This window comes from Thiorhodococcus mannitoliphagus (genome assembly GCF_010915725.1).
GTDB lineage: Bacteria > Pseudomonadota > Gammaproteobacteria > Chromatiales > Chromatiaceae > Thiorhodococcus > Thiorhodococcus mannitoliphagus.
Genome location: NZ_JAAIJR010000001.1, coordinates 72,915 through 96,654, shown reverse-complemented (window position 1 = coordinate 96,654; position 23,740 = coordinate 72,915). Strand labels below are relative to the sequence as shown.

The 23,740-nt window shown below is 63.7% G+C and carries 23 protein-coding genes; 15 read left to right on the top strand and 8 right to left on the bottom strand.

Annotated features, from left to right (window positions below; all coding sequences use genetic code 11):
- Positions 1–25 precede the first annotated feature (25 nt).
- Positions 26–673 (top strand): DUF6932 family protein, encoded by a 648-nt coding sequence (locus G3480_RS00420; protein WP_420824599.1) that lies wholly within the window; start codon positions 26–28, stop codon positions 671–673.
- Positions 663–1,589: a hypothetical protein gene (locus G3480_RS00415; RefSeq protein ID WP_164651681.1), complete on the top strand. Its 927-nt coding sequence runs from the start codon at positions 663–665 to the stop codon at positions 1,587–1,589. Before G3480_RS00420 ends, G3480_RS00415 begins: the two co-directional genes overlap by 11 nt.
- A gap of 130 nt (positions 1,590–1,719) precedes the next feature.
- Here G3480_RS00415 and G3480_RS27755 read toward each other — a convergent pair whose 3' ends face one another.
- Entirely contained in the window at positions 1,720–2,073 is a 354-nt protein-coding gene (locus tag G3480_RS27755; RefSeq protein WP_206171413.1) for a hypothetical protein, read from the bottom strand.
- 1 nt (position 2,074) lies between these two features.
- Here G3480_RS27755 and G3480_RS00410 point away from each other — a divergent pair, with 1 nt between their 5' ends.
- Together G3480_RS00410 and G3480_RS00405 are read left to right on the top strand one after the other, a co-directional pair.
- Positions 2,075–4,393, top strand: a complete 2,319-nt coding sequence (locus G3480_RS00410) for a type I restriction enzyme subunit R domain-containing protein (protein ID WP_206171412.1) — start codon at positions 2,075–2,077, stop codon at positions 4,391–4,393.
- Positions 4,390–5,097: a M48 family metallopeptidase gene (locus G3480_RS00405; RefSeq protein WP_164651680.1), complete on the top strand. Its 708-nt coding sequence runs from the start codon at positions 4,390–4,392 to the stop codon at positions 5,095–5,097. The genes G3480_RS00410 and G3480_RS00405 overlap by 4 nt, the downstream gene beginning before the upstream one ends.
- A gap of 132 nt (positions 5,098–5,229) precedes the next feature.
- Here the strand turns inward: G3480_RS00405 and G3480_RS00400 are convergent, their stop codons facing one another.
- The 3 genes from G3480_RS00400 to G3480_RS00390 are packed head-to-tail and all read right to left on the bottom strand — an operon-like array spanning position 5,230 to position 8,774.
- A complete protein-coding gene (locus G3480_RS00400; RefSeq protein ID WP_164651679.1) occupies positions 5,230–6,489 on the bottom strand; it encodes a complex I 51 kDa subunit family protein in 1,260 nt (419 codons plus the stop codon).
- Positions 6,482–8,119: an FAD-dependent oxidoreductase gene (locus G3480_RS00395; RefSeq protein ID WP_164651678.1), complete on the bottom strand. Its 1,638-nt coding sequence runs from the start codon at positions 8,117–8,119 to the stop codon at positions 6,482–6,484. The genes G3480_RS00400 and G3480_RS00395 overlap by 8 nt, the downstream gene beginning before the upstream one ends.
- Positions 8,120–8,147: 28 nt before the next feature.
- A complete protein-coding gene (locus tag G3480_RS00390; RefSeq protein ID WP_164651677.1) occupies positions 8,148–8,774 on the bottom strand; it encodes a 2Fe-2S iron-sulfur cluster-binding protein in 627 nt (208 codons plus the stop codon).
- 632 nt (positions 8,775–9,406) lie between these two features.
- On the opposite strand from G3480_RS00390, the gene G3480_RS00385 reads away from it, so the two are divergent.
- On the top strand, positions 9,407–10,342 hold the full coding sequence (locus G3480_RS00385) for an Rpn family recombination-promoting nuclease/putative transposase (RefSeq protein ID WP_164651676.1): 936 nt from the start codon (positions 9,407–9,409) through the stop codon (positions 10,340–10,342).
- A 220-nt stretch (positions 10,343–10,562) separates the two neighbouring features.
- On the opposite strand, the gene G3480_RS00380 is transcribed toward G3480_RS00385, so the two are convergent.
- Positions 10,563–11,582 carry a hypothetical protein gene (locus tag G3480_RS00380; RefSeq protein ID WP_164651675.1) on the bottom strand — a complete coding sequence of 340 codons (1,020 nt, stop codon included), beginning with the start codon at positions 11,580–11,582 and terminating at the stop codon, positions 10,563–10,565.
- Between the two features lie 170 nt (positions 11,583–11,752).
- Between G3480_RS00380 and G3480_RS00375 the strand changes: the two genes are divergently transcribed.
- The 9 genes from G3480_RS00375 to G3480_RS00335 all read left to right on the top strand — a co-directional run bounded on the left by G3480_RS00375 (position 11,753) and on the right by G3480_RS00335 (position 19,186).
- Positions 11,753–12,355, top strand: coding sequence for a P-loop NTPase family protein (locus G3480_RS00375; RefSeq protein WP_338114021.1), 603 nt, complete (start codon positions 11,753–11,755; stop codon positions 12,353–12,355).
- A 12-nt stretch (positions 12,356–12,367) separates the two neighbouring features.
- Positions 12,368–12,589 carry a FeoC-like transcriptional regulator gene (locus G3480_RS00370; protein WP_164651674.1) on the top strand — a complete coding sequence of 74 codons (222 nt, stop codon included), beginning with the start codon at positions 12,368–12,370 and terminating at the stop codon, positions 12,587–12,589.
- A gap of 292 nt (positions 12,590–12,881) precedes the next feature.
- A complete protein-coding gene (locus tag G3480_RS00365; protein WP_164651673.1) occupies positions 12,882–13,226 on the top strand; it encodes a hypothetical protein in 345 nt (114 codons plus the stop codon).
- 93 nt (positions 13,227–13,319) lie between these two features.
- Positions 13,320–14,375 (top strand): ABC transporter ATP-binding protein, encoded by a 1,056-nt coding sequence (locus G3480_RS00360; protein ID WP_338114020.1) that lies wholly within the window; start codon positions 13,320–13,322, stop codon positions 14,373–14,375.
- Complete coding sequence (locus tag G3480_RS00355; protein ID WP_164651672.1) at positions 14,372–15,112, top strand: ABC transporter permease; 741 nt, start codon at positions 14,372–14,374, stop codon at positions 15,110–15,112. The genes G3480_RS00360 and G3480_RS00355 overlap by 4 nt, the downstream gene beginning before the upstream one ends.
- Positions 15,109–16,482, top strand: coding sequence for a GldG family protein (locus tag G3480_RS00350; RefSeq protein WP_164651671.1), 1,374 nt, complete (start codon positions 15,109–15,111; stop codon positions 16,480–16,482). Before G3480_RS00355 ends, G3480_RS00350 begins: the two co-directional genes overlap by 4 nt.
- Positions 16,479–17,651 carry a DUF4340 domain-containing protein gene (locus G3480_RS00345; protein WP_164651670.1) on the top strand — a complete coding sequence of 391 codons (1,173 nt, stop codon included), beginning with the start codon at positions 16,479–16,481 and terminating at the stop codon, positions 17,649–17,651. Before G3480_RS00350 ends, G3480_RS00345 begins: the two co-directional genes overlap by 4 nt.
- A gap of 8 nt (positions 17,652–17,659) precedes the next feature.
- Entirely contained in the window at positions 17,660–18,487 is an 828-nt protein-coding gene (mutM, locus tag G3480_RS00340) for a bifunctional DNA-formamidopyrimidine glycosylase/DNA-(apurinic or apyrimidinic site) lyase (RefSeq protein ID WP_164651669.1), read from the top strand.
- Positions 18,488–18,508: 21 nt separating this feature from the next.
- Entirely contained in the window at positions 18,509–19,186 is a 678-nt protein-coding gene (locus tag G3480_RS00335; protein WP_164651668.1) for a DUF599 domain-containing protein, read from the top strand.
- Here the strand turns inward: G3480_RS00335 and G3480_RS00330 are convergent.
- From G3480_RS00330 to G3480_RS00320, 3 genes are all read right to left on the bottom strand, one after another.
- Positions 19,144–20,319 carry a RuBisCO large subunit C-terminal-like domain-containing protein gene (locus G3480_RS00330; RefSeq protein WP_164651667.1) on the bottom strand — a complete coding sequence of 392 codons (1,176 nt, stop codon included), beginning with the start codon at positions 20,317–20,319 and terminating at the stop codon, positions 19,144–19,146. The two genes, G3480_RS00335 and G3480_RS00330, sit on opposite strands and share 43 nt — an antisense overlap.
- A gap of 78 nt (positions 20,320–20,397) precedes the next feature.
- Positions 20,398–21,405, bottom strand: a complete 1,008-nt coding sequence (locus G3480_RS00325; protein WP_164651666.1) for a transketolase family protein — start codon at positions 21,403–21,405, stop codon at positions 20,398–20,400.
- Positions 21,405–22,349: a transketolase gene (locus G3480_RS00320; protein ID WP_164651665.1), complete on the bottom strand. Its 945-nt coding sequence runs from the start codon at positions 22,347–22,349 to the stop codon at positions 21,405–21,407. The genes G3480_RS00325 and G3480_RS00320 overlap by 1 nt, the downstream gene beginning before the upstream one ends.
- 288 nt (positions 22,350–22,637) lie before the next feature.
- Here G3480_RS00320 and G3480_RS00315 point away from each other — a divergent pair, with 288 nt between their 5' ends.
- Positions 22,638–23,687 (top strand): bifunctional nicotinamide-nucleotide adenylyltransferase/Nudix hydroxylase, encoded by a 1,050-nt coding sequence (locus G3480_RS00315; protein WP_164651664.1) that lies wholly within the window; start codon positions 22,638–22,640, stop codon positions 23,685–23,687.
- Positions 23,688–23,740: the final 53 nt, after the last annotated feature.

The following is a 23,740-nucleotide window of genomic DNA, read 5'->3' as shown; positions in this document are numbered from 1 at the left end:
TGCTCCGGCGTGTGGGCAAGGTCCAATGTGCCGAATCGCCCATCAAAGGAACGAGAGCAAGCGAATGGTCATGCATGAGTCGCACATTCCGGAATGGGATATCCATGGCGTTCTGCCGCCGATCCGTCCCGGAGAGAAGCCAATATCCTCTGATCGATCTCCCTACCGGACGTCGGTTCTTGAGCTTTGTGGACGCTTTGGTCACACAAGGGAGCGGCGAGGTATCTTGCGAGGGCTCGCTGAGCTGCGGAAAGCGCTTCGGTCGGCCGGACTCGCCGATGGATTCCAGTGGATCGACGGCAGCTTCGTCGAGGATGTCGAGGCGAACAGAGGACGTGCTCCGGGCGACATCGATGTCGTGACCTTCGTCGGGCTGGGAGGCGTCGAGCGCCAGCGGCAACTGATCGCTGCTCACCCCGACCTTTTCAGCTCCCAAAGAGCGAAGCGACGGTATTTGGTCGATCATTACTTCGTTGCGACGGATATCGCTTTCGATGCCAATCAGGCGAGATGGGTGTCTTACTGGTATTCGATGTGGAGTCATCGGCGAGAGGATGGGCGTTGGAAAGGCTTCGTCCAGCTCTCGCTGTCCGACAGTGATACACCCGCCCTTGAGTGGCTATCCGAGCAGGACATGACCACGGGGTCCGAGGAGACGAGCAATGAGCGCTAAAGAACGCGATTTCTTGCGCTCCGAGGTGGCGACCCTCGAAGGGCTTCTGAGCAGTGTTTCGGAAGATCGACTGATCGAGCGGATCGGCATCGAGGAGCGGCTTGAGCAGGCCAGGGCGCGACTCGCCAAGATCGAGGCCGAGCCCTTGGGCAAACCTCTGCCAATCATCTTTCGCGGTGCGCCGGTGGAAGGATCTCAATCGATCGATGCTGGTTTTGCCTCGACGGCGCTCGGGGCATTTATCGAGGCCACCGACACCGTGGCGGCGAGTTTGACCGATGAGCTAAAGGCGCTGGGCAGGTTGCCTAGAGGCAATCAGCGCTCGCTGAGGATCGTCGATACAGCCCGTGGCTCGTTCGGTTTCGAGCTTGAGCTTTCTCCGCCACCTGCCGATGATCAGATTTCCCTATCGTTCGAGGACGAGTCCGATCCCTATGAGCGGGCCATCGGGACGACCTTCGCCTTGATCAAGGATGCAGCGGAATCCGATGAAGAAGGCATTTCCGATCTGATCGCCGAGATCCATCCGCGTGCCGCCGCTAAGATCCAGGCATTCGCCAAGGTCTTGTTCGAGGGCGGCGCAGGATTCGCCGCGGAGTTCGAAGGGGCGCGGGTTCGGCTGAATGAGGGCAGGGATGTTCAGCGTGTCCTCGATGCGTTGAAAGACGAGGACATCAGCGAGCGTGAGGAGCAACTGCGCGGGGTGGTGCTGGGTATTCTCCCCGAATCCCGCCGGTTCGAGTGCCGACTCGCGGATGGTGTGCTGATCGCGGGAAAGGTCGATCGGGCTTTGTCGAGCATTTCGAGCTTCAAGGCGCGTTGGGAGAACAAAGAGGCATTACTGAGCTTTCGAGTCATCTCTGTACGGACGAATCGACGCTTCGTGTTGAAGGCGGCGGAAGAGGTCGTTTCGTAGGAATGTCGATCCACTGCAGGCATGCCAAAATCGTTCAGCGAAGCTTCCCCCAAAGCTCACGGAGGACTTCCCGCAAAGAGCAATAAGCTTCCCGCAAAGTCGGGTGAGCTTCCCGCAAGGCTCAGGACGCTCAATCAGTAGGAGACAAGAGGCAGAGGACATGAACGGAGGTCCGGAATACCTGGAAGTCGAGCAACCCTTCATCGATCAGCTCGTCGCGATGGGCTGGGAGCACACCGCCGGCAGCCTCGAGGATCCAGGTAAGACCGGCCGCGAGCGCTTCCGGGACGTTCTGCTCCTCGATGACCTGAGAGCGGCGCTCCGGCGTATCAATCTGGACGCCGAGGGTCGGCCATGGCTCGATCTCGGACGGATCACTCAGGCTGTGGGCGCTCTGCAGCGGCTCGGCACCGCCAAGCTGCTGGAGGCCAATCAGAGGCCGACCGAGCAAGCTGCGCTCGGACCCGCGGCTGCGGGGCTTCAAGGTGGTGGTCGTCACCGACCGGCGCGATCTGCAGAAGCAGCTGGCCGACACCGCGGCCCTGACCGACGAGGTGCTCACCATCGTCAAGCCCGAGACGCGCGGACTCAAGACGCGCTCCGCCGCCGACGTCCTGCGCGAGACCCTCGAGCGTCCGGGCAAGGACCTCGTCTTCGCCATGATCCAGAAGTACCGTGGCGAGCTGATCGGGGACGATGAATCGGACGCGGACGAGACGGATGCGGACCCGATCGACGGGGCCGAGCCGCTCAAGGTCGCCGAATCGTCCGTGCGCTATCTGGCCGAGGGCAAGCGACGCATGGTGCCCTTGCCGGCGCTGAATACGGACACCGACATCCTGGTGCTGGTCGACGAGGCCCACCGCAGCCATACCAACACGGCCCACGCCAACCTCATGCGGGCGCTGCCCAACTGCGCCAAGATCGGCTTCACCGGCACACCGATCATCATGCGGGCCAAGGGCCAGACGGCGCGGATCTTCGGCGACTTCATCGACCGCTACGGCATCCGCGAAGCGGAGGCCGACGGGGCCACGGTGCCCATTCTCTACGAGGGCCGGACCACGGGCGCCGCCGTGGACGACGGGCGGCAGCTCGACGAGGTCTTCGAGGACATGCTGGTCGGCCGCAGCCCCGAGGAGCTGGAGGCGATCAAGCGCAAGTACGCGACCAAGGGCCACGTGATGGAGGCCGAGCGGCTCATCGCCGCCAAGGCGCGCAACATGCTGCGCCACTATGTCGAGCACATCCTGCCGGACGGGTTCAAGGCGCAGGTCGTCGCCGTCAGCCGCCGGGCGGCGGTCCGCTACCACGGTGCCTTGCGCGAGGCGCGCGACGCGCTGGTGGCGGAGCTGGAGGCCTTGCATCCGAGCCTGCTGGATCTGGACGACGAGGCCGCCCTGCAGCTCGAGCGGCACAAGGGCTTCCTCGTGCGTGCCCACCGTTTTCTGCCGACCATCCGGGCGCTCGAGTTTGCCCCGGTCATCTCCAGCGAGCACAACGATCGCGTCGACCCTCGGCGCGAGTGGTCGGCGCGCGCCCGGATCGACGCCCGGATCGCCCGCTTCAAGAAGCCGCTCTTCGCCGATGGGCCGAATACCTTCGACGGCGACACGGCTGATCCGCTCGCCTTCCTTATCGTCAAATCCATGCTGCTGACCGGTTTCGACGCGCCGGTCGAGCAGGTGATGTACCTGGACAGGCATATCCGCGAGGCCGAGCTGCTCCAGGCCATCGCCCGCGTCAACCGCACCTATGCGCGCGGCGGGGTCGAGAAGGGCTTCGGCATCGTGGTCGATTACTATGGCGTGGCCCGCCATCTGAAGGAGGCGCTGGAGGCCTACAGCGCCGAGGATGTCGAGGGCGCCTTGAGCAGCCTCAAGGACGAGATTCCCCGGCTGCGCGACCGGCATCGCCGGGTGCTGGATCTCTTCATGTCGCGCGGCACGTCCATCGACGACACCGAGGCCTGCGTCCAGCTCCTCAGGGAGGAGCGGCTGCGGGCGGAGTTTCACGTCAAGCTCAAGGCCTTCCTGACAACCCTGGATCTGGTGCTGCCGCGTCCGGAGGGCCTGCCCTTCGTCAAGGACACCAAGCAGCTCGCGCACATCCAGGCGAAGGCCCGCAACCGCTATCGCAGCGCCGAGCGGCCCATCGGGCAGGAGGTGGGCGAGAAGGTCCGCAAGCTGATCGACGACCATATCCTCTCGCTCGGCATCGACCCGCGCATCCCGCCGATCGAGATCACCGATGCCCGCTTCGAGCGGCATGTCGACCAAGAGCACTCGGCGCGCGCCCAGGCCAGCGAGATGGAGCACGCACTGCGCTATCACATCCGCAAGCATCTGAACGAGGACCCGGCGCACTACGAAAAGCTCTCCGAGCGGCTGAAGGGCATCCTTGAGGCGCTGGAAGGGCGATGGGATGCGCTGGCCGAGGCGCTGCGCCAGCTCATCGACCAAGCCAAAGAGGGCCGCGCCCGGGATGACGCGACGGGCCTGGATCCCCAGACCCAGGCGCCCTTCTTCGATCTCCTGAAGCAAGAGGCCGTCGGCGAGGTCGCGGTGGAGGGCGAGACGCTGAACCAGCTGTGCGCGCTAACGGTCGAGGTTGTCGATCACATCCAGCAGGAGATCGCCATCGTCGGTTTCTGGAGCAAGCCGCAGGCTCAGGACGGCCTGCGGAGCTGGGTCTTCCAAGCGCTGGATGATGCGGATCTAATGGACTTCGCGTGGCTGGATCCGGTCGCGGACAGGCTGATGGAGCTGGCCCGTGCCAATCATCGGCGCCTGGTGGCGCGATGAGCCTAACCTTGGAGCGGTTGGCCGTCGACGAGCTGACCTTCGAGGTCAGACGCAGCGCGCAGCGCAAGACGCTGGAGATCACCTTGGACCGAGGCGGCGAGCTGATCATCGCGGCGCCGCCCGGCATCGGGCAGGAGGTACTCGCGGCCTTCGTGCGCGAGAAACGGTTCTGGCTCTACGCCAAGATGGCCGAGAAGGAGTCCCGCCTTCAGCCGCTGGAGGCCAAGGAATTCGTCAGCGGCGCGGGCTTTCCCTACTTGGGGCGCAGCTACCGCTTGCTGCTCGTCGACGCGCAGGAGGTGCCACTCAAGCTCGAAGCCGGGCGCTTCAAGCTGAGACGGTCACTCGCGAGCGAAGGCCGCCGATATTTCGTCCACTGGTACAGCTCGCATGCCAGGACCTGGCTGCGGACGCGCGTGCGCGGCTGGGCGCGGCGGATGGCGCTACAGCCTGATGGGATCGAGGTACGAGACCTCGGCTTTCGCTGGGGCTCATGCGGACGCGGCGGCAAGCTGAACTTCCACTGGGCAGTGATGCTGATGCCCGTCGGGATCGTCGACTATGTCATCGTGCACGAGCTGGCCCATTTGGAAGAGCCCAATCACACCCCGGCCTTCTGGCAGCGAGTAAGCCGAGCGATGCCGGACTATGGGCAGCGCAAAGCGTGGCTGGCCGAGCATGGCGGGCGGCACGTTTCGCTCTGATCCGCCGAATAAGAACCTCTGTCACAAGGGTCGCAGAGCGAGCAAGCGCAGCGCAATCCACCAGCGCCGACGCGTGGTTCGGTGGACTTCGCTCGGGCTCGTCCACCCTACTGCCCTTTGCATTGCGGCGGGCTAGGTCGGTGCCCCGCGCAGGGACTGCTCGTACTCGTCCATGAAGTGATAGAGGGAGCTGTCGAGCACCTTGACGGCGCCGTTGACCAGGTGGCAGCGGCCGGAGCCGGGGAGGATCTTGCAGAGGTTGATGAGGCTGTCGAGGTCGGAGCGGGTGCCTTGGCCGGTGCCGATGCGGTTGAGGAGCTGGGACATGTAGTAGGTGCCGGTCTTGCAAGAGGGACACTGACCGCAGGAGGAAGAGGCGAAGAAGCTGACGTACTCGCCGACCTTCTTGACGATGCCGGTACCCTGGGAGACGGCGATCATGGCCCCGGTGCCGAGCGCGGAGCGACGCGCCGCGACAGACTCGAAGTCCATGGGCACGTCGATATCCTTGGGGGTCAGAATGGTGTTAGAGGGGCCGCCGGTGAACACCGCCTTGAGCTTCTTGCCGACCAGCATGCCCTCGCCGTAGTGGTAGAGCAGGTCGGAGAGCGGCGTGCCCATCGGCAGCTCATAGACCCCCGGCCGCAACACGTCACCGCTGAGGCTGTAGATCTTGGTCCCGGTCGCCTCGCCCAGGCCCTGACGCCGAAACCACTCGACCCCGTTGCGGAGCAGGTGGGGGAGGTTGGACAGCGTCTCGACGTTGTTGATGAGGGTGGGCCGGCCGTGAACACCGTGCTCGGTGGGGTAGGGCGGCTTGGCGCGGGGAAAGGGGAACTTGCCTTCGACCGATTCGATGGCCGCAGTCTCCTCGCCGCCGATGTAGTGGCCCGAACTCGGCTGGACGCGATAGTCGATCGCCACTCCGGTGGCTTGCGCGATCCGCTCCGGCCACTCCGACTGCTGCCACTGGTGCAGGGCACGCCGAACGGCGTCAATGGCACCGCTCAGGTGGGGATTGATGTAGAAGACCACCCGTTGAATCCCGCAGGCAACCGCCGCAATGGTGGCGCCCTCGATGAGCTGATGCGGGCACTCCTCCATGAGCACACGGTCCTTGAAGGTGCCGGGCTCGTCCTCGTTGCCGTTGCAGATGAGGTACTTCTCGCCCGTCTGCTTGGCGACCGCGCTCCATTTCACCCAGGTCGGGAAACCGCTGCCGCCGAGGCCGCGCAGATCCGCCTCCTTGACCATGTCGACGATGCGGCCAGGCTCCTGCAGTGCGGCCTCCAAACCGCTGCCGCCGACGTCCCACAGCCAGGCGTCGAAATCCGCGCCGACGCGGCTAGACGGCTGCAGCAGCACTTGATTCAGCACGGGAGCCTTATCCATCGTCGGCCACCCGCGTGTTGCGGCGCAGACCGTCGTAGTCGGAGTCCTTCTCGAACTTGGCGTACTCCGGGAAGAGCAAGGGGCTCTGCTGGGTCAGGGGCATCTTGGCAAGCATCAGCTCGCGCCGGAAGGCCCGCAGGTGCTCGAGCGAGACCTTTTTCTGACGCATCCCAGCACCATGGACGCGCTTGGCTGCGGTCGTGCCGGCACGTCGCCCGAAACTGATGATCTCCAGCAGCGAGTTGCCCATGAGGCGGTTGCGCCCGTGCACCCCGCCGCAGACCTCGCCGACGCAGTAGAGACCGGGAACCGTGCTGGCACCCTGGCGGTTGATGATCACGCCGCCGTTCTGATAGTGCAGGGTGGGATAGATGAGCATCGGCTGCTGGCGGGGATCGATCCCGGACTTGATCCCGAGATGCAGCAGCTTGGGAAAGCGCTGCTCCATGATGCCGGGGCTTCTCAGCTCGATGCTGGGGGTGTCGAGCCAGACGCCGGACTGACCGTGACCGGCATCGACCCCACGTCCCTCGGCGCATTCGCGGATGATCGCCGCCGCCACATGGTCGCGCGGCCGCAGCTCGTCGATAAAACGCTCGCTCGCAGCATTGAGCAGATAGGCACCGGCAGAGCGTACCCCTTCGGTGATCAGGGTACCGCCGAGATGGTGGGGATGGGCGAGGCCGGTGGGGTGGTACTGAAAGGTATCCAGGTCGCGCAGCTTGGCGCCCAGTCGATAGGCGAGCACCAGCCCGTCGCCGACGGCACCGAAATGGTTGGAGGTCGGAAAGCCGTTCAGATGCAGCCGGCCGATGCCGCCAGTGGCGACGATGACGGACTTGGCTTTGACCAGGCTGTAGGTGTAGTCCTTGAGCGAGGAGAGCACTGCCCCAGCGCAATGGCCGGACTGGTCCGACAGCAGCTCGACGGCCGGGCAGTAGTCCCAGACCTCGACATCGCTGTTGAAGACCGCCTCGCGCAGCACGCGCATCATCTCCAGCCCGGTGTAGTCGCGGAAATAGAGTACGCGCGGCGCCGAGGTGCCGCCCGCGCGCCGGGTCAGCAGATCGCCGTACTGATCGAGGTCGAACTGCATCCCCTGCTGGATGAGCCAGCGGATGACGTCTGGGCCGTCCGTCACCATCTGGGCGGCCAGGGTGCGGTCGATCTGACCACTGGCGCCCTTGACGGTGTCGTCATAATGCATCTGCGGGGTGTCATCCTTCTCGATCGAGGCCTGAATGCCGCCCTCGGCCATCACCGTGTTGCTGTCGCCGAGCCGCAGCTTGGTCGCCAGGATGACTCGGGCGCCGGCGCGCGCGGCCTCGAGCGCGGCCGAGCACCCGGCCCCGCCGCCGCCAATGACCAAAACGTCGGTCTCGACCTCCGGTGAGGCGGCCAGGTCGGCCTCGTCGATGCGCGAATCGCTCTGGAGTACGTCGGCGAGTTGGCGGTGACAGGGGTCGCCGGCATTGGCGCCCACGGTCAATTGGATGCAGCGATCCGCGATGTAATCCGGGTGATAGCGTTGCAGCAGATCCTCGCCCGGATCGGCCGTGCACGGCAGTGCTCGCTCTGCCAGCGGGCGGTAGCGCCGGATCGCCTCGTCGTAGGGGATATTGATCGTCATAGTGAGAAGCGGTGTCGAGCGGCGGAGGCTACTCGATCACCTGAAGCTGTCCCTTGCGCATCTTTTCCAGCCGGTGGATCAAGTTCGACGGCCGGGTGTGAAAGTAGGCCGTGACCCGTCGCGAGAAGAGCGCCACGTGATTAGGTGTAATCAACTCCGGGCAGGCGGTCTGGCAGAGATTGCACATAACGCACTGCACGAAGAGTTCGCCGGCCTCTTGGAAGCGCCCCTTCACGGCCAGCTCCACGCCCTTCTCCACGTCGATGTCCTTGGGACAGGTGGTGGTGCAGCCGCCGCAGTGCCGACACTGCGCTGCTTCCGGGAAGATCTCGTGGAACTTGGCCTGAACCTCCCAGGAGTTGGGAATCTCTTCCAGGCTGTAGGTCTGATAGGGCGGGATGGGATAGATGAGGAAGCTGACATCCATGCCTTCCTCGATCAACAGCTCACATCCCAGCTCCGTGGACACTTCGTTGCTGTCGGCACGTCGGACGAAGACGCGGCAAGACCCGCAGACGCCCTGCAGACAGCCCACGCCCTTCACGCGCGGATAGCCGGCGTACCACAGGGCTTGGATCACGGAGAGCGATTCCGGCGCGCTGATATCCTTGCCGTTGATCCTGAGGTTGATGAGCTTCTTAGCGGCTTCTGTCATTCGTTGCACTACCAGGGACCGAGAACCGAGCAGACAGCGCGGGGATCAACGGCGCTCGCACCGGGATTCCCTCGCGCGCGTCGGAGGTTAGCACATGGGCACCAGGCTGCGCGCGAAGATCGCAACTTCCCTGTCCGGCCGCAGCGAACCCGGCGTTCTCCGCCTGGTCCAGGGCACGCGACAGGCTTCAGGGTCAGACGCGGCCCTGATAACGTCGCGTGCGCTCAGCCGCCACTGAATAGGCCCATGCCGGATAAGAGGCAATCGCATCAGAAGCTGTTTCCAAACATCTGGCTTCTCAGAGCACCGTCCTGAGACGGGGTCGTCGCGGCGGGGAGCCGCTCCCACGAAGCATCACGAGGGAGTTTTCAAACAGCCTCTCAACGTGTCTGCGAACACCCTTGGATAATGGGATATCCGGACTTGAGGTGAAGACCGTGATCATGACGAAAGGCATTTCGTGACATTTGGCCAGGAGGCTCGGGAAGCGCCCGTTGAGGAGCCGATGAGCCTCCACTGGGACTCTGGCTGCCGCATCCATTGACCTTGGATGCAATGACAAGGGTACGCGGTGCGTGCCCGACAGGGCGCGGCGGATTGTCTGTCCCAGCGCAGCTGGCTAGACTGGCGCGATGCACCACCCCATCGACCCCAAGATCGATTGTGTCTTCAAGGCCCTGCTGGGGTCGGAGTCCAACCGCGCGCTCTTGATCCATTTTCTCAATGCGATTCTCGGCGCGGATCTGGGAGTCCCCATTGTCTGGGTCGACATCCTCAACCCCTACAACGACAAAGAATTTCTCGACGACAAGCTCAGCATCGTCGACGTCAAGGCGCGCGACGAGCGTGGCCGCCTGCATCAGATCGAGATCCAGCTCCTAAGCTATCGCGACCTGCCCGCACGCATTCTCTACACCTGGGCCGATCTCTACAGCTCGCAACTGCACAGCGGCGAGGACTACCGCAGCCTCCAATCCACCTATGCCATCTGGCTGCTGGGCGAGGACCTGTTGGCCGATACGGCCGATTACGTCCACGATTTCCGCCTGCGCGATGCCCACGGCCGATGCTTGCTCGACCATGGTGGCATCTGGCTGTTGGAGCTGAACAAGTTCCAGACCGAGCAGGTCCAAACCGAACGAGAACGGTGGCTGAAATTCTTCAAGGACGGCGAGCGCCTGGACGCCGCCGCCCTGCCTACCTGGATGCAGACCGCTGAGATGAGGCAAGCCATGAGCACCTTGAAGACCTTCTCCGAGAAAGACCGCGCCTATCACGCCTATCAAGCGCGGCAGAACTATCTGCGCGAGCAACGCAGCATTCAGCGACATCTTGACGAACTGCGGGCTGAAGCCGAGCAGGCACAAGCGGAGACTACGCGGGCACAAGCCGAGACCGCGCGGGCACAAGCCGAGGCCACGCGGGAACGAGAGGCGGCGGAGCGGGAACGCGCCACTGCGACGCTTGAGCGAGCCGCTAGGGAAGAGGAGCGGGCAGAGAAAGAAGCCGCCTTAGCAGAGATCGAGCGCCTCAAAGCCCAGTTGCATGGGCGCAGCCACACGGAGTAGCCGCACGCGAGCACAGCGCGATCACGTCAAAATCTTGGAAGAAGCGTTGGGGGCTGGGCTCGCATCATTGCATGCTGTGATGTCGAGTCTAAATGAGGGCGAGGAGAAGGGTCGCTTCAGCGGCGCCAAGTCACGCCACCGGATCCGTGAATGGCTCCAAGAGCACCCGGAGTTGGATTGATCGGCCAGGAACCTCGCGAGGGTGATAGGGTAGGCACCCTCATTCGTCCCAATCCACCGGTTTGAGCCAGGCGGTGAACTCCGCCATGGACTGAAAGGCATGTGAGCCGGCGTAACCCCCGGCGAGATAGCGACGGCGGAGTTCGCGGGCGCGTGGCATCTGATCGCGATGGACGTACATCATGGTGTGCGCGGCGGCGACGGCATGCCTCAGGTGTGGTTTCACCAGCTTCATGTTCCAGGCGAAGGCCTCCTCGATCAGGTCCTCCTCCATCGCCTCGGCCGTGGCCGGGAAGGCGAGGGCTTCGGGAGGGATTGCCTTCTTGCACTTGAACAAGAGCGCGGTGGAGTCCGGGATTTCGTAGACGAGTTCCAGGTAGTCGCGCAGCAGGTAGAGGCTGACGTGGATCCAGCCATGGTAGAAGTGGACATAGTCCTGGTGATAGACGTAGCCGCTTCCGGGTATCAGTTTGCCGAAGAAGGTCTTGAGGATGCCGGCGGTGATCTCGGTGGATTTCATGGCGTCGACCGATAGAAACTCGATGTCGCCGCCATGCCACTCCCCGTGGCGCAGGTCCGCCTCGTGGATGACCACCAAGGGCGCGATGTCGCGCACGCACTCTTCGAAAAGAAAACGATAGTTCTCGCCAACGCCGACACGCCTGGCGAAGGGGGTGTTGGCGACCCAGACCTCCATGACCTCATCCCACTGAAAGTAGTCGAATACCTGGATCCGCCGCCGGGCCTCGGGTATCGAGCGATTGCGCGAGAGACCGGCCGCGAGGGCGTTGGTGAGCGCGCCGAGCCAGCAGCCGAGTTCGACGATCTCACCCGCGCCGCTGTAGAGCCGCGAGGCATACCATTCGCAATACTGCTGTTCGCTCTCTGCGGTCATGGCTGCGAGCGGCGATCCATCCGGGCGCGCGGGCGCGGGCGCCAGCCCCAAGCGTTTGAGGGTTTGCGCCGTGCGCGAGCGACTCAGCCTGATCTCGAACGCGCGGTGACGCACGCTCTCGGAGCCTGACAGGCCGGATTGGTAGAGCAAGTAGTCTTTCAGCAAGGGAGTCTCCTCGAGTGAGCGGCGGTGAAGTCGCTCCGATACCGCAAGGGTCGCAATGAGTGGCCATCAGCTAGCAGTGTCATCGGGAGGACTCGACTCAGCAGGGCAATCGCATCACAGCTTTCTAAACTTCGCGTGCTTGGAAACCGGCGATTTTACCGAGGTTTTCGGTGCCTCACAGATCGAATAGTAAGGAGGCCGTGGTCGGAACGCTGGATGCGACCTATTCCGCACTGGGGGAGGCCGATCAGGAGATTGCGGCGCGCGCAGAGGAGGGATCGGACTATGATCTGAGTGCTGGACTCGAAGCGGCCATCGCGACCATTCCGGCGAACTTGGTGGATGCCTTGGGCGGCTGGACCGATCCGCTCGGTCTGAGCATCGGTGATGTGAGCAACGCGGAGGCCGCAGCAGAAGCGCAAGCGGTGATGACGGCGACCTTTGGCGCCATGGCGGAGCGCTTCGACGGCACGGCCGGGGCCTTTGCCTATCTGTTATTTATCCTGATGTATTCGCCCTGTGTCGCCGCCATCGCCGCCATTCATCGGGAGACATCGCCCGGCTGGACCCTCTTCGCGGTGGCCTGGACGACTGGATTGGGCTATCTCTCGGCGACCATCTTCTATCAAGCGGCCATTTTCCAACGCGATCCGGTCAGCTCTGGTGCTTGGATCGCCGGCATGCTCGCCCTGCTGGCAGTGACCGTCATGGGTCTGCGCTGGTGGTCACGGCGCGAGCCAAACGTCGGCGCCCTAGCGCGGGATGCGGCCTGAGGAGACATGCTCATGATTATCACGCAGCTCTCACGTTACCTGCAGAACAACGGCCAGGCCGCGCTGCGGGATCTCTCTCACCATTTCGATTCCGACCCGGACGCCTTGCGCGGCATGCTCAAGACGCTGGAACACAAGGGCAGAGTGCGCAAGCTGCCCGCCAACACCCCTTGTGCCGGAGGCTGCTGCAAATGCGATCCGGCCGCGATCGAGATCTATGAGTGGGTTGGATAGCCTGCGAACGCCAGCCGTTCAGGCGCCCCGCTGTCACGGCGGGGTACCGCTCCCACAACCTTGAGTGTCACTGCGCTCATTCATAGCGAGCCACCTTGAAAATCGCTTCGCACCCGCGAGTTCTGTCTGAGGCAGCTGCGGCCGAATCGCGATCGCAAAATCGCGTGCAGTGTGTGCGCCTGACGTTCGAAGCGAGTGCACATCAGCCTTTGTTTATTTACTAAACTAGAGGCAAGGGACCCTGGTCCCATACTTCTGTGGGATTGAGTCTAGGTCCCTGAGGAGGTGTGCAATGAAACGGTCACATGTCTTCCTGTCCGCATTGCTCGCGACGCTGCTGCTGGCCATCCCGGCACAGTCGCAGGCCTTCTGCGGCTTCTTCGGAGGTGGTTTCGGCCTCGGTTTCGGTGGCGGCTGGAGTGGCTGGGGCGGACCCGGCTGGTGGGGCGGTTACCCCGGAGATTGGGGCGGTCCAGCCTACTGGCACCAGCCCTATCAGTTCTGGAGACGCCCCTATCTTTGGCATGGCTACCGCTCCTGGGGCAACCCTTTCCTTGGGCCAAGACTAGCCTACGGCTATGCACCAGAGGTCGTCGCGCCTGCAGCCAAGGCACCTGAGACCGCAAAGGAAAAATAGACGACATCCACCTGAACGCGCGGCTGGGAGGTCGGGGACGGACGCCCAGCCTGCGGGCGAGGCTTCGAGGTCGAACGCCAGTTGATTTCGCAGGTGTCGCTCATCCTCATGGTCCAACCGCCCCACGTCCACAACCGGCTGAGCGGTCCGATGATCAACGCCATGTCGCAGAGGCGCGGCAAGCACACCAAGTTTGGCAAGATGCATGAGAGCGGTTATCTTCCCGCCCTCATGGACACACTTGTTCGCGTGACTGATCTCAGCCGAAGGTTCGGACGCTATCTGGCTCTGTCCGATGTGAGCCTGTGCCTTCGAAAGGGCGAGGTTCTGGGACTGCTCGGACCCAATGGCGCGGGCAAGACGACCTGCCTGCGTCTCTTGAGCGGACTCTTGGCACCGACGACAGGCCGCATCGAGATCCAGGGGATCGATCTCGCGAAGGACTCGATTCGCGCCAAGGCACTGCTCGGCTACCTGCCCGAGCGTCCACCGCTTCACCCGGAGCTGCGCATCGACGAGTATCTGACTTATTGCGCGCGCTTGCGACGGGTTCCCAAGGGCGAGATCGACGCGGCCCTATTCGCGGCAAAAGATCGCTGTGGTCTGAAGGATAGCGGGACTCGCCTCATCGCCAAGCTGTCCAAGGGCTACCGCCAACGGCTGGGCATCGCGCAAGCCATTCTGCACAAGCCCCAGGTGCTCATCTTGGATGAGCCCACCGAAGGACTGGACCCCTTCCAGATGCGCGAGCTGCGCGGACTCATCCGTGAACTCGCCGAAGACTGCGGCATCATCTTTTCCAGCCACCTCTTGCCCGAGGTCCAGGCGGTCTGCGACCGTGTGGTGATTCTGCACGAGGGCCGCATTCAGCTCGACGCGGACCTGGCCGACAATCAGCCGAGCAATGTCTGGCGAGTCAAAATCGGCGGTCAAATGAATGCCGAACGGCTCGCGGATTTGCCGCCGGTGGCGGGCGCGGTTGCGATCGGCGCGGAAGGCTTCCAGATTGATCTCGTTGAAGGAGCGGGCTCGGCCGACCTCGCGCGCGCCATCGTCGAGGACGGCTTGGAGCTGTTGGAGCTGGTGCCTGAACGCAGCGACCTCGAGCGGGTCTTTTTCGATCTCATCGGTGCGGAGGAGACGACATGATCGGGGCCATCGCCGGACGCGAGGTCAGGGCCGGCGTCGTCACGCCGCTGCTCTGGGTCCTCTTGGGTGTCGGCCAGATCGTGCTCGCCTGGATCTTTCTCCAGGTCATCGAGGACTTCACCGGGCTCAATGCGGACGAGCGCGCGGCTCCGCTGACGCAGGAACTGACCCTCAACCTCTTTGCCTTCGCGGGCGTGGTCGCCATGCTGGCAGCGCCCCTGCTGGCGATGCGCATGTTGAGCGGAGAGCTGCGGGACGGCAGCTTCGATCTCATCGCCTCCTCACCGGTCCGACTCGGACAGGTGGTGCTGGGCAAGATGCTGGGTCTCGCGGCGCTGATCACGCCGCTGTGCCTGCTTCCGGCGGCAAACGTGCTCATCCTGAGCGGCGTCACCAGCCTCGACCTCGGCCAGCTCGCGGCGTCAACCCTGGGGCTGTGGCTCGCGGCCGTGATGTTCTGCGCGATCGGGCTCTACGCATCCAGCCTAACGTCCCAGCCAGGCGCGGCCGTGCTTGCGGCCTTCGGACTCCTGCTGCTCTTGTCCGTCATCGGGCGGGCGGATTCGACGCTCGCGATCCAGGATCTATCCCTGTTCGGCTGGCTCTCTTGGAACGAGCACCTGTTCTGGCTGCTGATGGGTGCGGTGCGTCTCAGCGATCTCAGCTACTTCCTGCTCTTCACGGGCTTCTTCCTTGCCCTGACTCACCGTCGACTCAGTAACCGCCGCCTGCAATGAAGGAATTCTTAGATCAGCTTCGGGATCGGCTAAGGCGTCTGGAGCGACCGCTGGCAGACGCCCTCTTTGCGCTGCTGCTGCTCGCGCTTGTCATCACCTCTGGCTGGCTGGTCGCCCGCCATGATCGCTATTGGGACTGGACCCGGTCGGCGGCCAATACGCTCGTCCCGCAGAGTCGAGTGATCCTCGAGCGGCTGGAGGCACCCTTGCGGGTCACGGTCTTCGCGGACGCCCAGGCGCCATTGGCCAAGGCGATCGGGCGGCTCTTGGCGCGCTACACGCAGGCGCTGCCCGACATGGAGATCCTCTATCGCGATCCGCAGCTCTTTCCCGAGCAGGCGCGGGACGCCGATGTCTCCTTGCTTGGGCAGATCCTGCTGGAGTATCGCGGCCGGCGCGAGACCCTGAAGGAGATCAGCGAGCGGTCCATCTCCGCGGCGATCGCGCGACTCATGGAGCGACGAAGCCCTTGGATCGCCGTCATCGAAGGCCACGGCGAGCGCGCGATCAAGGGCGAGCGGGGACCGGACCTGGGTCGCCTGGGCAATGCGCTCACGGAGCAAGGCTTTTTGGCGCGTCCCCTCGACCTGGCGCGCGTCCCGGACGTGCCGGACAACACTCGGCTGGTGATCCTGAGCAATCCCCAGCTTCCCCTCTTCGCCGGTGAGGTCGATGGGCTGATGCGCTTCCTGGATCGGGGCGGAAATTTGCTCTGGCTCATGGACCCCGGCGCACTGAATGGACTGGAGCCGCTTGCCGAACTCATGGGCGTGAAGGCGCTGCCAGGGGTGGTGGTGGACGCTGCCGCGGCGCGCTTCGGTGCGGCCACACCCGCGGTTGCGGTGATCTCCGACTACCCGAGCCATCCCCTGACTGAGGGGCTTTCAAAGCCGGCCCTCTTGCCGGGCGCGCTAGCCTTCGATCCCAGCATCGCGCCGAGCTGGAATCTCGCCACCTTCCTGGCAACCGGCGATAAGAGCTGGAACGAGACAGGGGCCGTGTTCGGCAAGATCGGCCGAGATGAGATCGTCGGTGAGTTGCCCGGCCCTTTGCCGGTGGCTCTCGCCCTGACGCGCAGCCTTCCTGAGAGCGACGAGGTACAGCGGGTCGTCGTGGTCGGAGACGGCGATTTCCTGAGCAATTCGCAGATTGGCAGCTATGGCAATTCGGCACTTGGGATTCAGCTTCTACGCTGGTTGAGCACGGACGAAGACTTGATCGAACTTCCACCCGAGCCCGGGGCCGTGGAGGGGCTGGAAATGACCGCCGGCCGTCGGACCTTGGTTGGCGTCTGGAGCCTGATCATCCTTCCCGCGATCTTCCTGGTCGGTGGGCTCCTGATGCGTTGGTATCGTTGGAGGGGGCAGTGAAACAGCGTTGGCTGATCAACCTGGTGCTCTTGATCGCCGTGGTCGTGCTGGCCATGTTGATGCGCAGCGAGATCAACGCCGGGCGATCCGTGCCCACCCTGACAGACCTCGAGGCCAAGAATCTCTATCGAATCCGTATCGCGCGTGATGGTGACCCGACCATCGTCCTCGCTCAGGATCTCTTGGGCTGGAAGATGGAAGAGCCGATGCAGGTCGACGCAGACGACGCGCGGGTACAAAAGTTGCTCGAAATCCTCGACACACCCGTGATCCGCAGTTTCCCCGAGGCGTCCGCCGCGCTCGACGAACTCAAACTCGCGCCGCCCAGGCTCAAGCTCCAGCTCGATTCCGAAGTGCTGAGCTTTGGCGATATCGATCCCTTAGGCCAGTCACGCTATGTCGCGGCCGCCGGTCTGGTCCATTTGATCTCCGATCGCTTCTACCATCTCTTGATCGCACCGCCGATCGACTATGTCTCGCTCAAGCTTCTGCCACGCGACTTCAACCCGGTTTTCGGGCGGCTCGACGGGATACCGCTGACGACGGCAAGCGTCACAGGGCTCAACGAAGTGATCGCCGAGCGGGTCGAGACCTTGGCGGAAGATCCCAGTGGCGTGCAGGCGGCGCTGAAGATGGATGACGGCACGACACTGCGCTTCATCGTCTCCGAGAGTCGGCGGCGGTGGGCACGCTTGGACCAAGGGTTGCTCTATGTCCTGACGGAACCGCCGGAGCTTGAGCTGGATCCGAATGCGGTGGATCCGACGCCGCCCGAGCCAGTCGCGGCATCACCGATGCCGGCCGCCGCCCCTGTGGTCATGCCCACCGAGGAGCCGATGATTCCTGACACCATGATCCCTGACACCATGATCCAAATGTCGCCGGATGAGATCATCGTGGACACCTTTGGCCCGGTACCGACGCAAAGGGTGCCTTACGCTCCGCCAGGAGATCCGAACCGAATCATTCCGGGAGATGCGCGCTTGAGCGAACCTCCTGTATTCAAGCTCACACCGGATGGACGGGAGATTCCGCTATCGCCCGAAGTGCCTAGCCCACCGCAGCGATTGCCCCAGAGCGAGAGCGCTAACCCCTTTGGATTCGGGGTCGATCCCTTCGCCCCCAATCCGCCAGCCGGGACAGTCCAAGAGCCCGCTGCGCCCTATTAGGCCAGCCGATGCCAGAGCTGCCAGAGGTCGAAACCACAGTGCGTGGGATCAGACCCCATCTCGAGGGAAAGCGCGTTCAGGCCCTGTTGGTGCGTGAGCCACGGCTGCGATTACCGATCGCTCCGGAGACGGCCGATTTGGTCGCAGGACAGCGGATTTGCACCCTGTCTCGACGCAGTAAATACATTCTCATGGGACTCGAGCGGGGCACCCTCATCATCCATCTGGGGATGTCCGGGAGCCTGCGGGTCGTCCCAGCGACCAGCCCGCCGCGTCGTCACGATCATCTGGATCTGGTCGTCAGCGACCAACGTTGCCTGAGATTTCACGATCCGCGCAGATTCGGGATCTTCTTGTGGACAGCAGAGACACCCCAGATCGCGGAGCAACAGCACCCCTTGCTGAGCCGGCTGGGGCCAGAGCCGCTCGGCGACCAATTCGACGGCGACTATCTCTATGCCGCGAGCCGAGGCCGCCGGATCGCGGTCAAGTCATTCATCATGGATGCGTCCGTCGTCGTCGGGGTGGGGAACATCTATGCCAATGAATCGCTCTTTCTCGCCGGCATTCATCCGACGCGACGCTGTGGCCGTGTCGGCATTGACCGTTATCGCCGGCTTGCCGAAGTGATTCGCGCGGTGCTCACCGAATCCATCTCTCAGGGCGGCACGACACTGCGGGATTTCGTCCAGGAGGACGGTCAGCCCGGCTACTTCGCGCAGTCGCTGCGGGTCTATGGACGGGAAGGGGAGGCGTGCAAGCGCTGCGGGGAGCCAATCCGACTGCGGCGCATCGGACAGCGATCCAGCTTCTATTGCGCGCGCTGTCAGCACTGAGAAGATCCTAGAGGCAATGTGATGCAAGACTGGTGGCATGAATACAGCGGTGACATCATTTGGTGCGGATTCGGCGCCGCGGTCCTGATCGGCTACCACCTCTTCCTGGCGATCCGCGTCCGACAGAACCCCAACTTCACGGTCCAGAGCGTCAATCGCAAGGCACGGCGGAGCTGGGTGCAGAACATCATGGCCGAGCCCAGTCACGCGATCCTTGGCGTGCAGACGCTCCGCAACTCGACCATGGCCGCGACCTTCTTCGCCTCGACCTCGGTGATTCTCAGCATGGGCGTGCTCAGTCTAACCGGCCAGGCGGACGAGATCGCGCAAGACTGGCATACCCTGAATCTCTTCGGGTCACGGCATCCGGGGCTTTGGCAGCTGAAACTCATCGTGCTTCTCGCCGACCTGCTCATCGCCTTCTTCAGCTTCGCCATGTCGGTCAGGCTTTACAACCACGTCGGATTTCAGGTCAGTCTGCCGCCCCAGCTGCGCCCCGCGGCGGTCGACCCGGAGCAGGTCGCTGCCCATCTGAACCGCGCCGGATCCTTCTACAGCGCGGGCATGCGTGCCTACTACCTGGCCGTTCCGCTCGTCTTCTGGCTATTCGGCCCGCATCTCATGGCCGTTGCCAGCCTGCTGCTGGTCAGCATGCTCTATTTCATGGATCGCATGCCGCCGGTCGCTGCCGAGGACTGACGCGCGAGCCTCTCGAAGCGGCGGCAGCTCTCGACGAGGTCGACGCCCTGGGCATGCAGGTCCCCGCCGATGAGCAAGATCACGTCTCTTCCGTAGAAGTCGACCATCTCTGAGACACGCTCTAGGCGCATGCCTCCAGCCGGCACCGGCAGGATGGGTGAGATCCCTCCCATATCCCGTGTAGCGCCGTCCACCAGGTCCAGACATTCCGCCTTGGTGTATGAGAAGCGGCCGCCCCAATTCGGGAAGATGGTGGCATCGGCACCCCCGAGCCGGTTGAGTTGACCATAGAGCACAGCGTGGGCGATCCCGGAATCGGCATCAAGACAATAGCTGCCTTGGAAGGCCGGGTGACTGAGGATCGGCAAGCCAAGGCTATCGTCATCGGCTAGACGGCGCATGGCATCCAATCCGCAGAGACCAGGACAAAAGAGATAGCCCCCGGCGCCGGCGTCCTTGGCAAGCCGGGCCCGGGCGTCGATCTCCCCGGCAGGGGCGGAGACGTTGGGTAAATAGAGACAGCGCTTGTCAGTCTCTGCGTTGGCGCGCGCCACGGCCTCCGCACAGCGCTGGATGCGCTCGTCGAAAGGGCAGAAGCTCTGGTCGGTGAGACCGTGATCGTCCTTGATGAGGTCGATCCCACCGAGTGCCAGCTGGTAGGCCAGCTCGGCGAGCTCGGTCGGCGACAGGCCCATGGGCTTGATGGCCGTGCAAAGCAGGGGGCGATCATGGACCCCGAGCAGGTCCCGGAGTCCAGCCTGACCGAATCTGGGACCCTTGTATACCTGGCTCAGGGTATTGGGCAGATCGAAACGCACCAACCGCACGCGAGGCTTGATGCTGATGTTGCCAAAGAGGACGTTGAGGAGTTGCGTCAGCTCGCGACCGGCCGCCTCGATCGGATAGCTGATCCGCGCGGCGAATCGCTCGGGGCCGATCTCCTCGACGGACTCAAGACGGCCAATGATCTGGTCGCGAATCGCGGCACTGGTGATCAGGGCCTCAGGAAACTCCACCGTCTGCTCGACGCAGATATCTCTGGCACGCGCCTCCACCTCCGCCGCTGGCGAGGTGATGTGATAGAGGGCGTTGAAGCGCTCACCACTGAGCGACAAGGCGGATGGCTCGGGCATGGGCGAAGTCCGCGAAAGCTGATGGGTGGCTGCGAGCGCCGAGCCCGACCGGATAGGTCGAGTTCGGAATGCCTGGGCTTAGAGATCCTCGGTCTTGTCCACCTGCCGCATGGTCTCTAGCCGGACCCCTGCCAAATCCTGCTCGGTGAGCCCCAAGGGCCCCGTGAGCAAGGACTCGAGCGCGCGGACGAGGGCCATTGCATCCAGACCGTACTCCCGCATCAGGTATTGGCGACTGGCACCGTGCGCGTAGCTGTCCTGAAGACCGAGACGCACGAGGCGCGTGCCGATTCCCTGCTCGGCCATGAGTTCCGCCACCGCGGAGCCGAGGCCGCCGATCACGCTGTGATTCTCCATGGTGATGACGCCGCGCCTGGCATTGGCAATGGCCTCGAGGACGCTGGGGTCGTCGAACGGCTTCAACGTGGAAACGTGCAGGTGGCCGACATCCAGCCCGCGCTCGCGCACGGCCGTGGTCGCCCGCATGGCCTCCTCGGTGCAGATGCCGGTGGAAAGGACCACGGCATCCGAGCCCTGGCTCAAGACCCGAGCGCGATTGAAGACGAGGGGCTTGGTCTCATCGAAGAGCCGCGGCACCTCGCCCCGCAGCATGCGCACGTAGACGGGGCCGTCGATGGCTTGGGCCACATCTAGGACAGACTCGACATCGGTGGCGTCACCGCACTCGAGAATCCGCATGTTGGGCAGGATGCGCATCAGCGCAATGTCATCGATCGCCTGATGGGTTACCCCGCCGGCTGTCGTAATGCCGGGGAGGAAGCCAATCAGCCTGACCGGGAGGTTGGGGTAGGCGATCGACATGGCAACCTGATCGAAGGGCCGACGGCAGATGAAGACCGCAAAGGTGTGGATGTAGGGGAAGAATCCCTCGCGGGCGAGACCGGCCGCGAAGCCCATCATATTCTGCTCCGCCATCCCCATGGAAAAGAAGCGCTCTGGATAAGCATCGCGGAAGCCGTCCGCCTCGCAGGAGGAGGTGAGATCGGCGGACAGGACCAGAACCTCGGGGCGGCTCGCGGCCCAGTGGATCAGATTCTCTCGATGGGGACGTTGTACGCTTTCCATCAGCACGCCTCCTGGCGCAAGGTCTCGAGCAGGGTGCGGTAGGTTGCGAATTCCTCGTCGCTCTTGAAGCGGACATAGTGGAGCTTGGGCGCACGCTCGCGCAGCTGCTCCAGCCCGCGGCAAGGATCGGTTCGCGCGATCACCACCAAGGGTCGATCACGCTCACCAGATCCCAAGGCGGGAGCGGCCAAGGCCTCTGGATCGTGGCCATCGACCTCATGCACCTCTGCCCCAAAGGCGCGTAGACGCTCGGCCAAGGGCTCGATTCCCATGACGGCGTCCATGGGGCCGTCGCACTGCTGGGCGTTGGCGTCGACATAGATCCCGATGTTGCCGATCCGATGGTAGGCGAGAGCGGCGAAGGCCTCCCAGGTCTGACCCTCTTGAAACTCGCCGTCCGACATGAAGACCCAGACGCGCCCGGTCTCGCCACGCAAACGACGCGCGAGGGCGATACCACCGGCCTGGCTGATCGCCTGAGCCAAGGAGCCCGCCGTGACCTCGTGACCAGGCGAATGCTCGGCACCGATGAGTTCGACGGTGCTCCCGTCTTGATTGAAGGCGTCCAAGGCATCCGGACCAAGGCGACCAAGCTCGATCAGGAGCGAATAGAGGACCAACGCATAGTGAACTGGCGAGAAAATGAAGCGATCTAGCTCAGGCGCCTTGGGGCCGTTGTAGCCCGCGCCAGTGAAGGCATGCGGATTGTCGCTACTTGGAACGCCGGCGAAAGGGCGCGGCACCAGCGGCTCCTGACTCGACCCCAGTCGCATGATGCCGAGGTAAAGGGTCGCTAGGATCTCCGCCGACGAGCAGGCCTGGCTCAGATAGCCGCCATTGTTGTTGAGCGTGTGCTCGAGAACGCGCCGCCGGACCGCGTCCGCCACGCTGCGAATCTGCGCCGCCTGTGGCTGCGCATGCGCCTGGATACCGACTTCTTCCATAGCAGTTGTCTCGGTTTGAACGCTGGGATGATCGGCCGAGGCGAAGGCGTGACACCATGATTCGCCGCGCTCCGCTGGAAGGTCGCGAGATTACTGCGGTGAAGGGCGGGCATCAAGGACATCGCGGACGCCGTCCTGTGGCGGTCGCTCAGCCAGGAGGGTGCGGGATCCGACGAACGTCGATTGACCTTCGTCGGACCTGACGACTATGCTCAAGTCAGTGGCTCGGGTTGAGCCATGGGCCACCGATAGACGGTGGCGATCAATCGACATTCTTGGGGGATTCCCATGAATCGCTATGACTTCGCGGTCTACATCGGCCGCTTCCAGCCGTTCCACGACGGCCACCTCGCCTGCCTGACTCAGGCGCTCGATCACGCATCCAAGCTGATCGTCCTGGTTGGATCCATCAATCGCCCGCGTAACATCCGCGATCCCTTCAGCTACGCCGAGCGTCGCGAAATGATCGAGGCGGCGATCCCCCTTGGCTTGCGCGATCGGGTCATCATCTCTGGCGTGTCTGATCGACTCTACAATCTGCCGCAATGGGTCACGGCAGTCCAAGCAGCCGTCGATGGCATCGTTGGCGCAGCGGCCGGAGGAGATGCGTCCGTCATCCTGGTGGGACATCGCAAGGACCAGACCTCTGATTATCTCGATCTCTTCCCGCAATGGGACCTCTGTCCGGTCGAGGAGATCAGCATCCTATCCGCGACCCAGATCCGTGACGCACTGCTAGGCCTGCCGGAAGCTGATCTCGCGAAGACCCTCGGCGGGCAGCCAATACCGAATGGCGTCAAGACACTACTAGGTGACTGGATCGCCTCGCACGCCGATGCCTGGCGGGCACTGCGCACTGAGTGGGACTTCATCAGACGCTACCGGTCCCAGTTCGAGGGGCTGCGCTATCCACCCATCTTCCAGACGGTCGACGCGGTCGTGATTCAGGCAGGCCATATCCTGCTTGTCGAGCGCGGTGCTCATCCGGGCAGGGGTCTGCTTGCGCTGCCTGGAGGCTTCCTAAATGCCGATGAGCGCATTGAGGACGCCGTCATCCGAGAGCTGCGTGAGGAGACCGGCATCAAGGTTCCCGAGCCGGTGCTGCGCGGCAGCATTCGGGCGCGGGCGCGCTATGACGATCCCATGCGCTCGCTGCGGGGCCGGACCATCACGGACGCCTTCCTCTTCGACTTGCGGCCTGGTCCGCTGCCGAAGATCAAGGGCGGCAGCGACGCGCGCAGGGCACATTGGACCTCGTTGGCTGAGTTTCAGTCGCTCGAGGCGCAAATGTTCGAGGACCATTTCCATATCGTGCAGGACCTGCTGGGCCGGATTTGACAGACAGAGGGCGAAGCAGACTCAGCATCCTCACAATTCCGCCATGCCGCCGA

Coding starts and splice junctions, on each gene's coding strand:
- G3480_RS00335 (WP_164651668.1), top strand. CDS start 18,509: ATGCAAGACTGGTGGCATGAATACAGCGGTGACATCATTTGGTGCGGA.
- G3480_RS00400 (WP_164651679.1), bottom strand. CDS start 6,489: ATGGATAAGGCTCCCGTGCTGAATCAAGTGCTGCTGCAGCCGTCTAGC.
- G3480_RS00330 (WP_164651667.1), bottom strand. CDS start 20,319: ATGCCCGAGCCATCCGCCTTGTCGCTCAGTGGTGAGCGCTTCAACGCC.
- G3480_RS00320 (WP_164651665.1), bottom strand. CDS start 22,349: ATGGAAGAAGTCGGTATCCAGGCGCATGCGCAGCCACAGGCGGCGCAG.
- mutM (WP_164651669.1), top strand. CDS start 17,660: ATGCCAGAGCTGCCAGAGGTCGAAACCACAGTGCGTGGGATCAGACCC.
- G3480_RS00395 (WP_164651678.1), bottom strand. CDS start 8,119: ATGACGATCAATATCCCCTACGACGAGGCGATCCGGCGCTACCGCCCG.
- G3480_RS00415 (WP_164651681.1), top strand. CDS start 663: ATGAGCGCTAAAGAACGCGATTTCTTGCGCTCCGAGGTGGCGACCCTC.
- G3480_RS00405 (WP_164651680.1), top strand. CDS start 4,390: ATGAGCCTAACCTTGGAGCGGTTGGCCGTCGACGAGCTGACCTTCGAG.
- G3480_RS00390 (WP_164651677.1), bottom strand. CDS start 8,774: ATGACAGAAGCCGCTAAGAAGCTCATCAACCTCAGGATCAACGGCAAG.
- G3480_RS00315 (WP_164651664.1), top strand. CDS start 22,638: ATGAATCGCTATGACTTCGCGGTCTACATCGGCCGCTTCCAGCCGTTC.
- G3480_RS00370 (WP_164651674.1), top strand. CDS start 12,368: ATGATTATCACGCAGCTCTCACGTTACCTGCAGAACAACGGCCAGGCC.
- G3480_RS00385 (WP_164651676.1), top strand. CDS start 9,407: ATGCACCACCCCATCGACCCCAAGATCGATTGTGTCTTCAAGGCCCTG.
- G3480_RS00350 (WP_164651671.1), top strand. CDS start 15,109: ATGAAGGAATTCTTAGATCAGCTTCGGGATCGGCTAAGGCGTCTGGAG.
- G3480_RS00355 (WP_164651672.1), top strand. CDS start 14,372: ATGATCGGGGCCATCGCCGGACGCGAGGTCAGGGCCGGCGTCGTCACG.
- G3480_RS00420 (WP_420824599.1), top strand. CDS start 26: ATGTGCCGAATCGCCCATCAAAGGAACGAGAGCAAGCGAATGGTCATG.
- G3480_RS00365 (WP_164651673.1), top strand. CDS start 12,882: ATGAAACGGTCACATGTCTTCCTGTCCGCATTGCTCGCGACGCTGCTG.
- G3480_RS00325 (WP_164651666.1), bottom strand. CDS start 21,405: ATGGAAAGCGTACAACGTCCCCATCGAGAGAATCTGATCCACTGGGCC.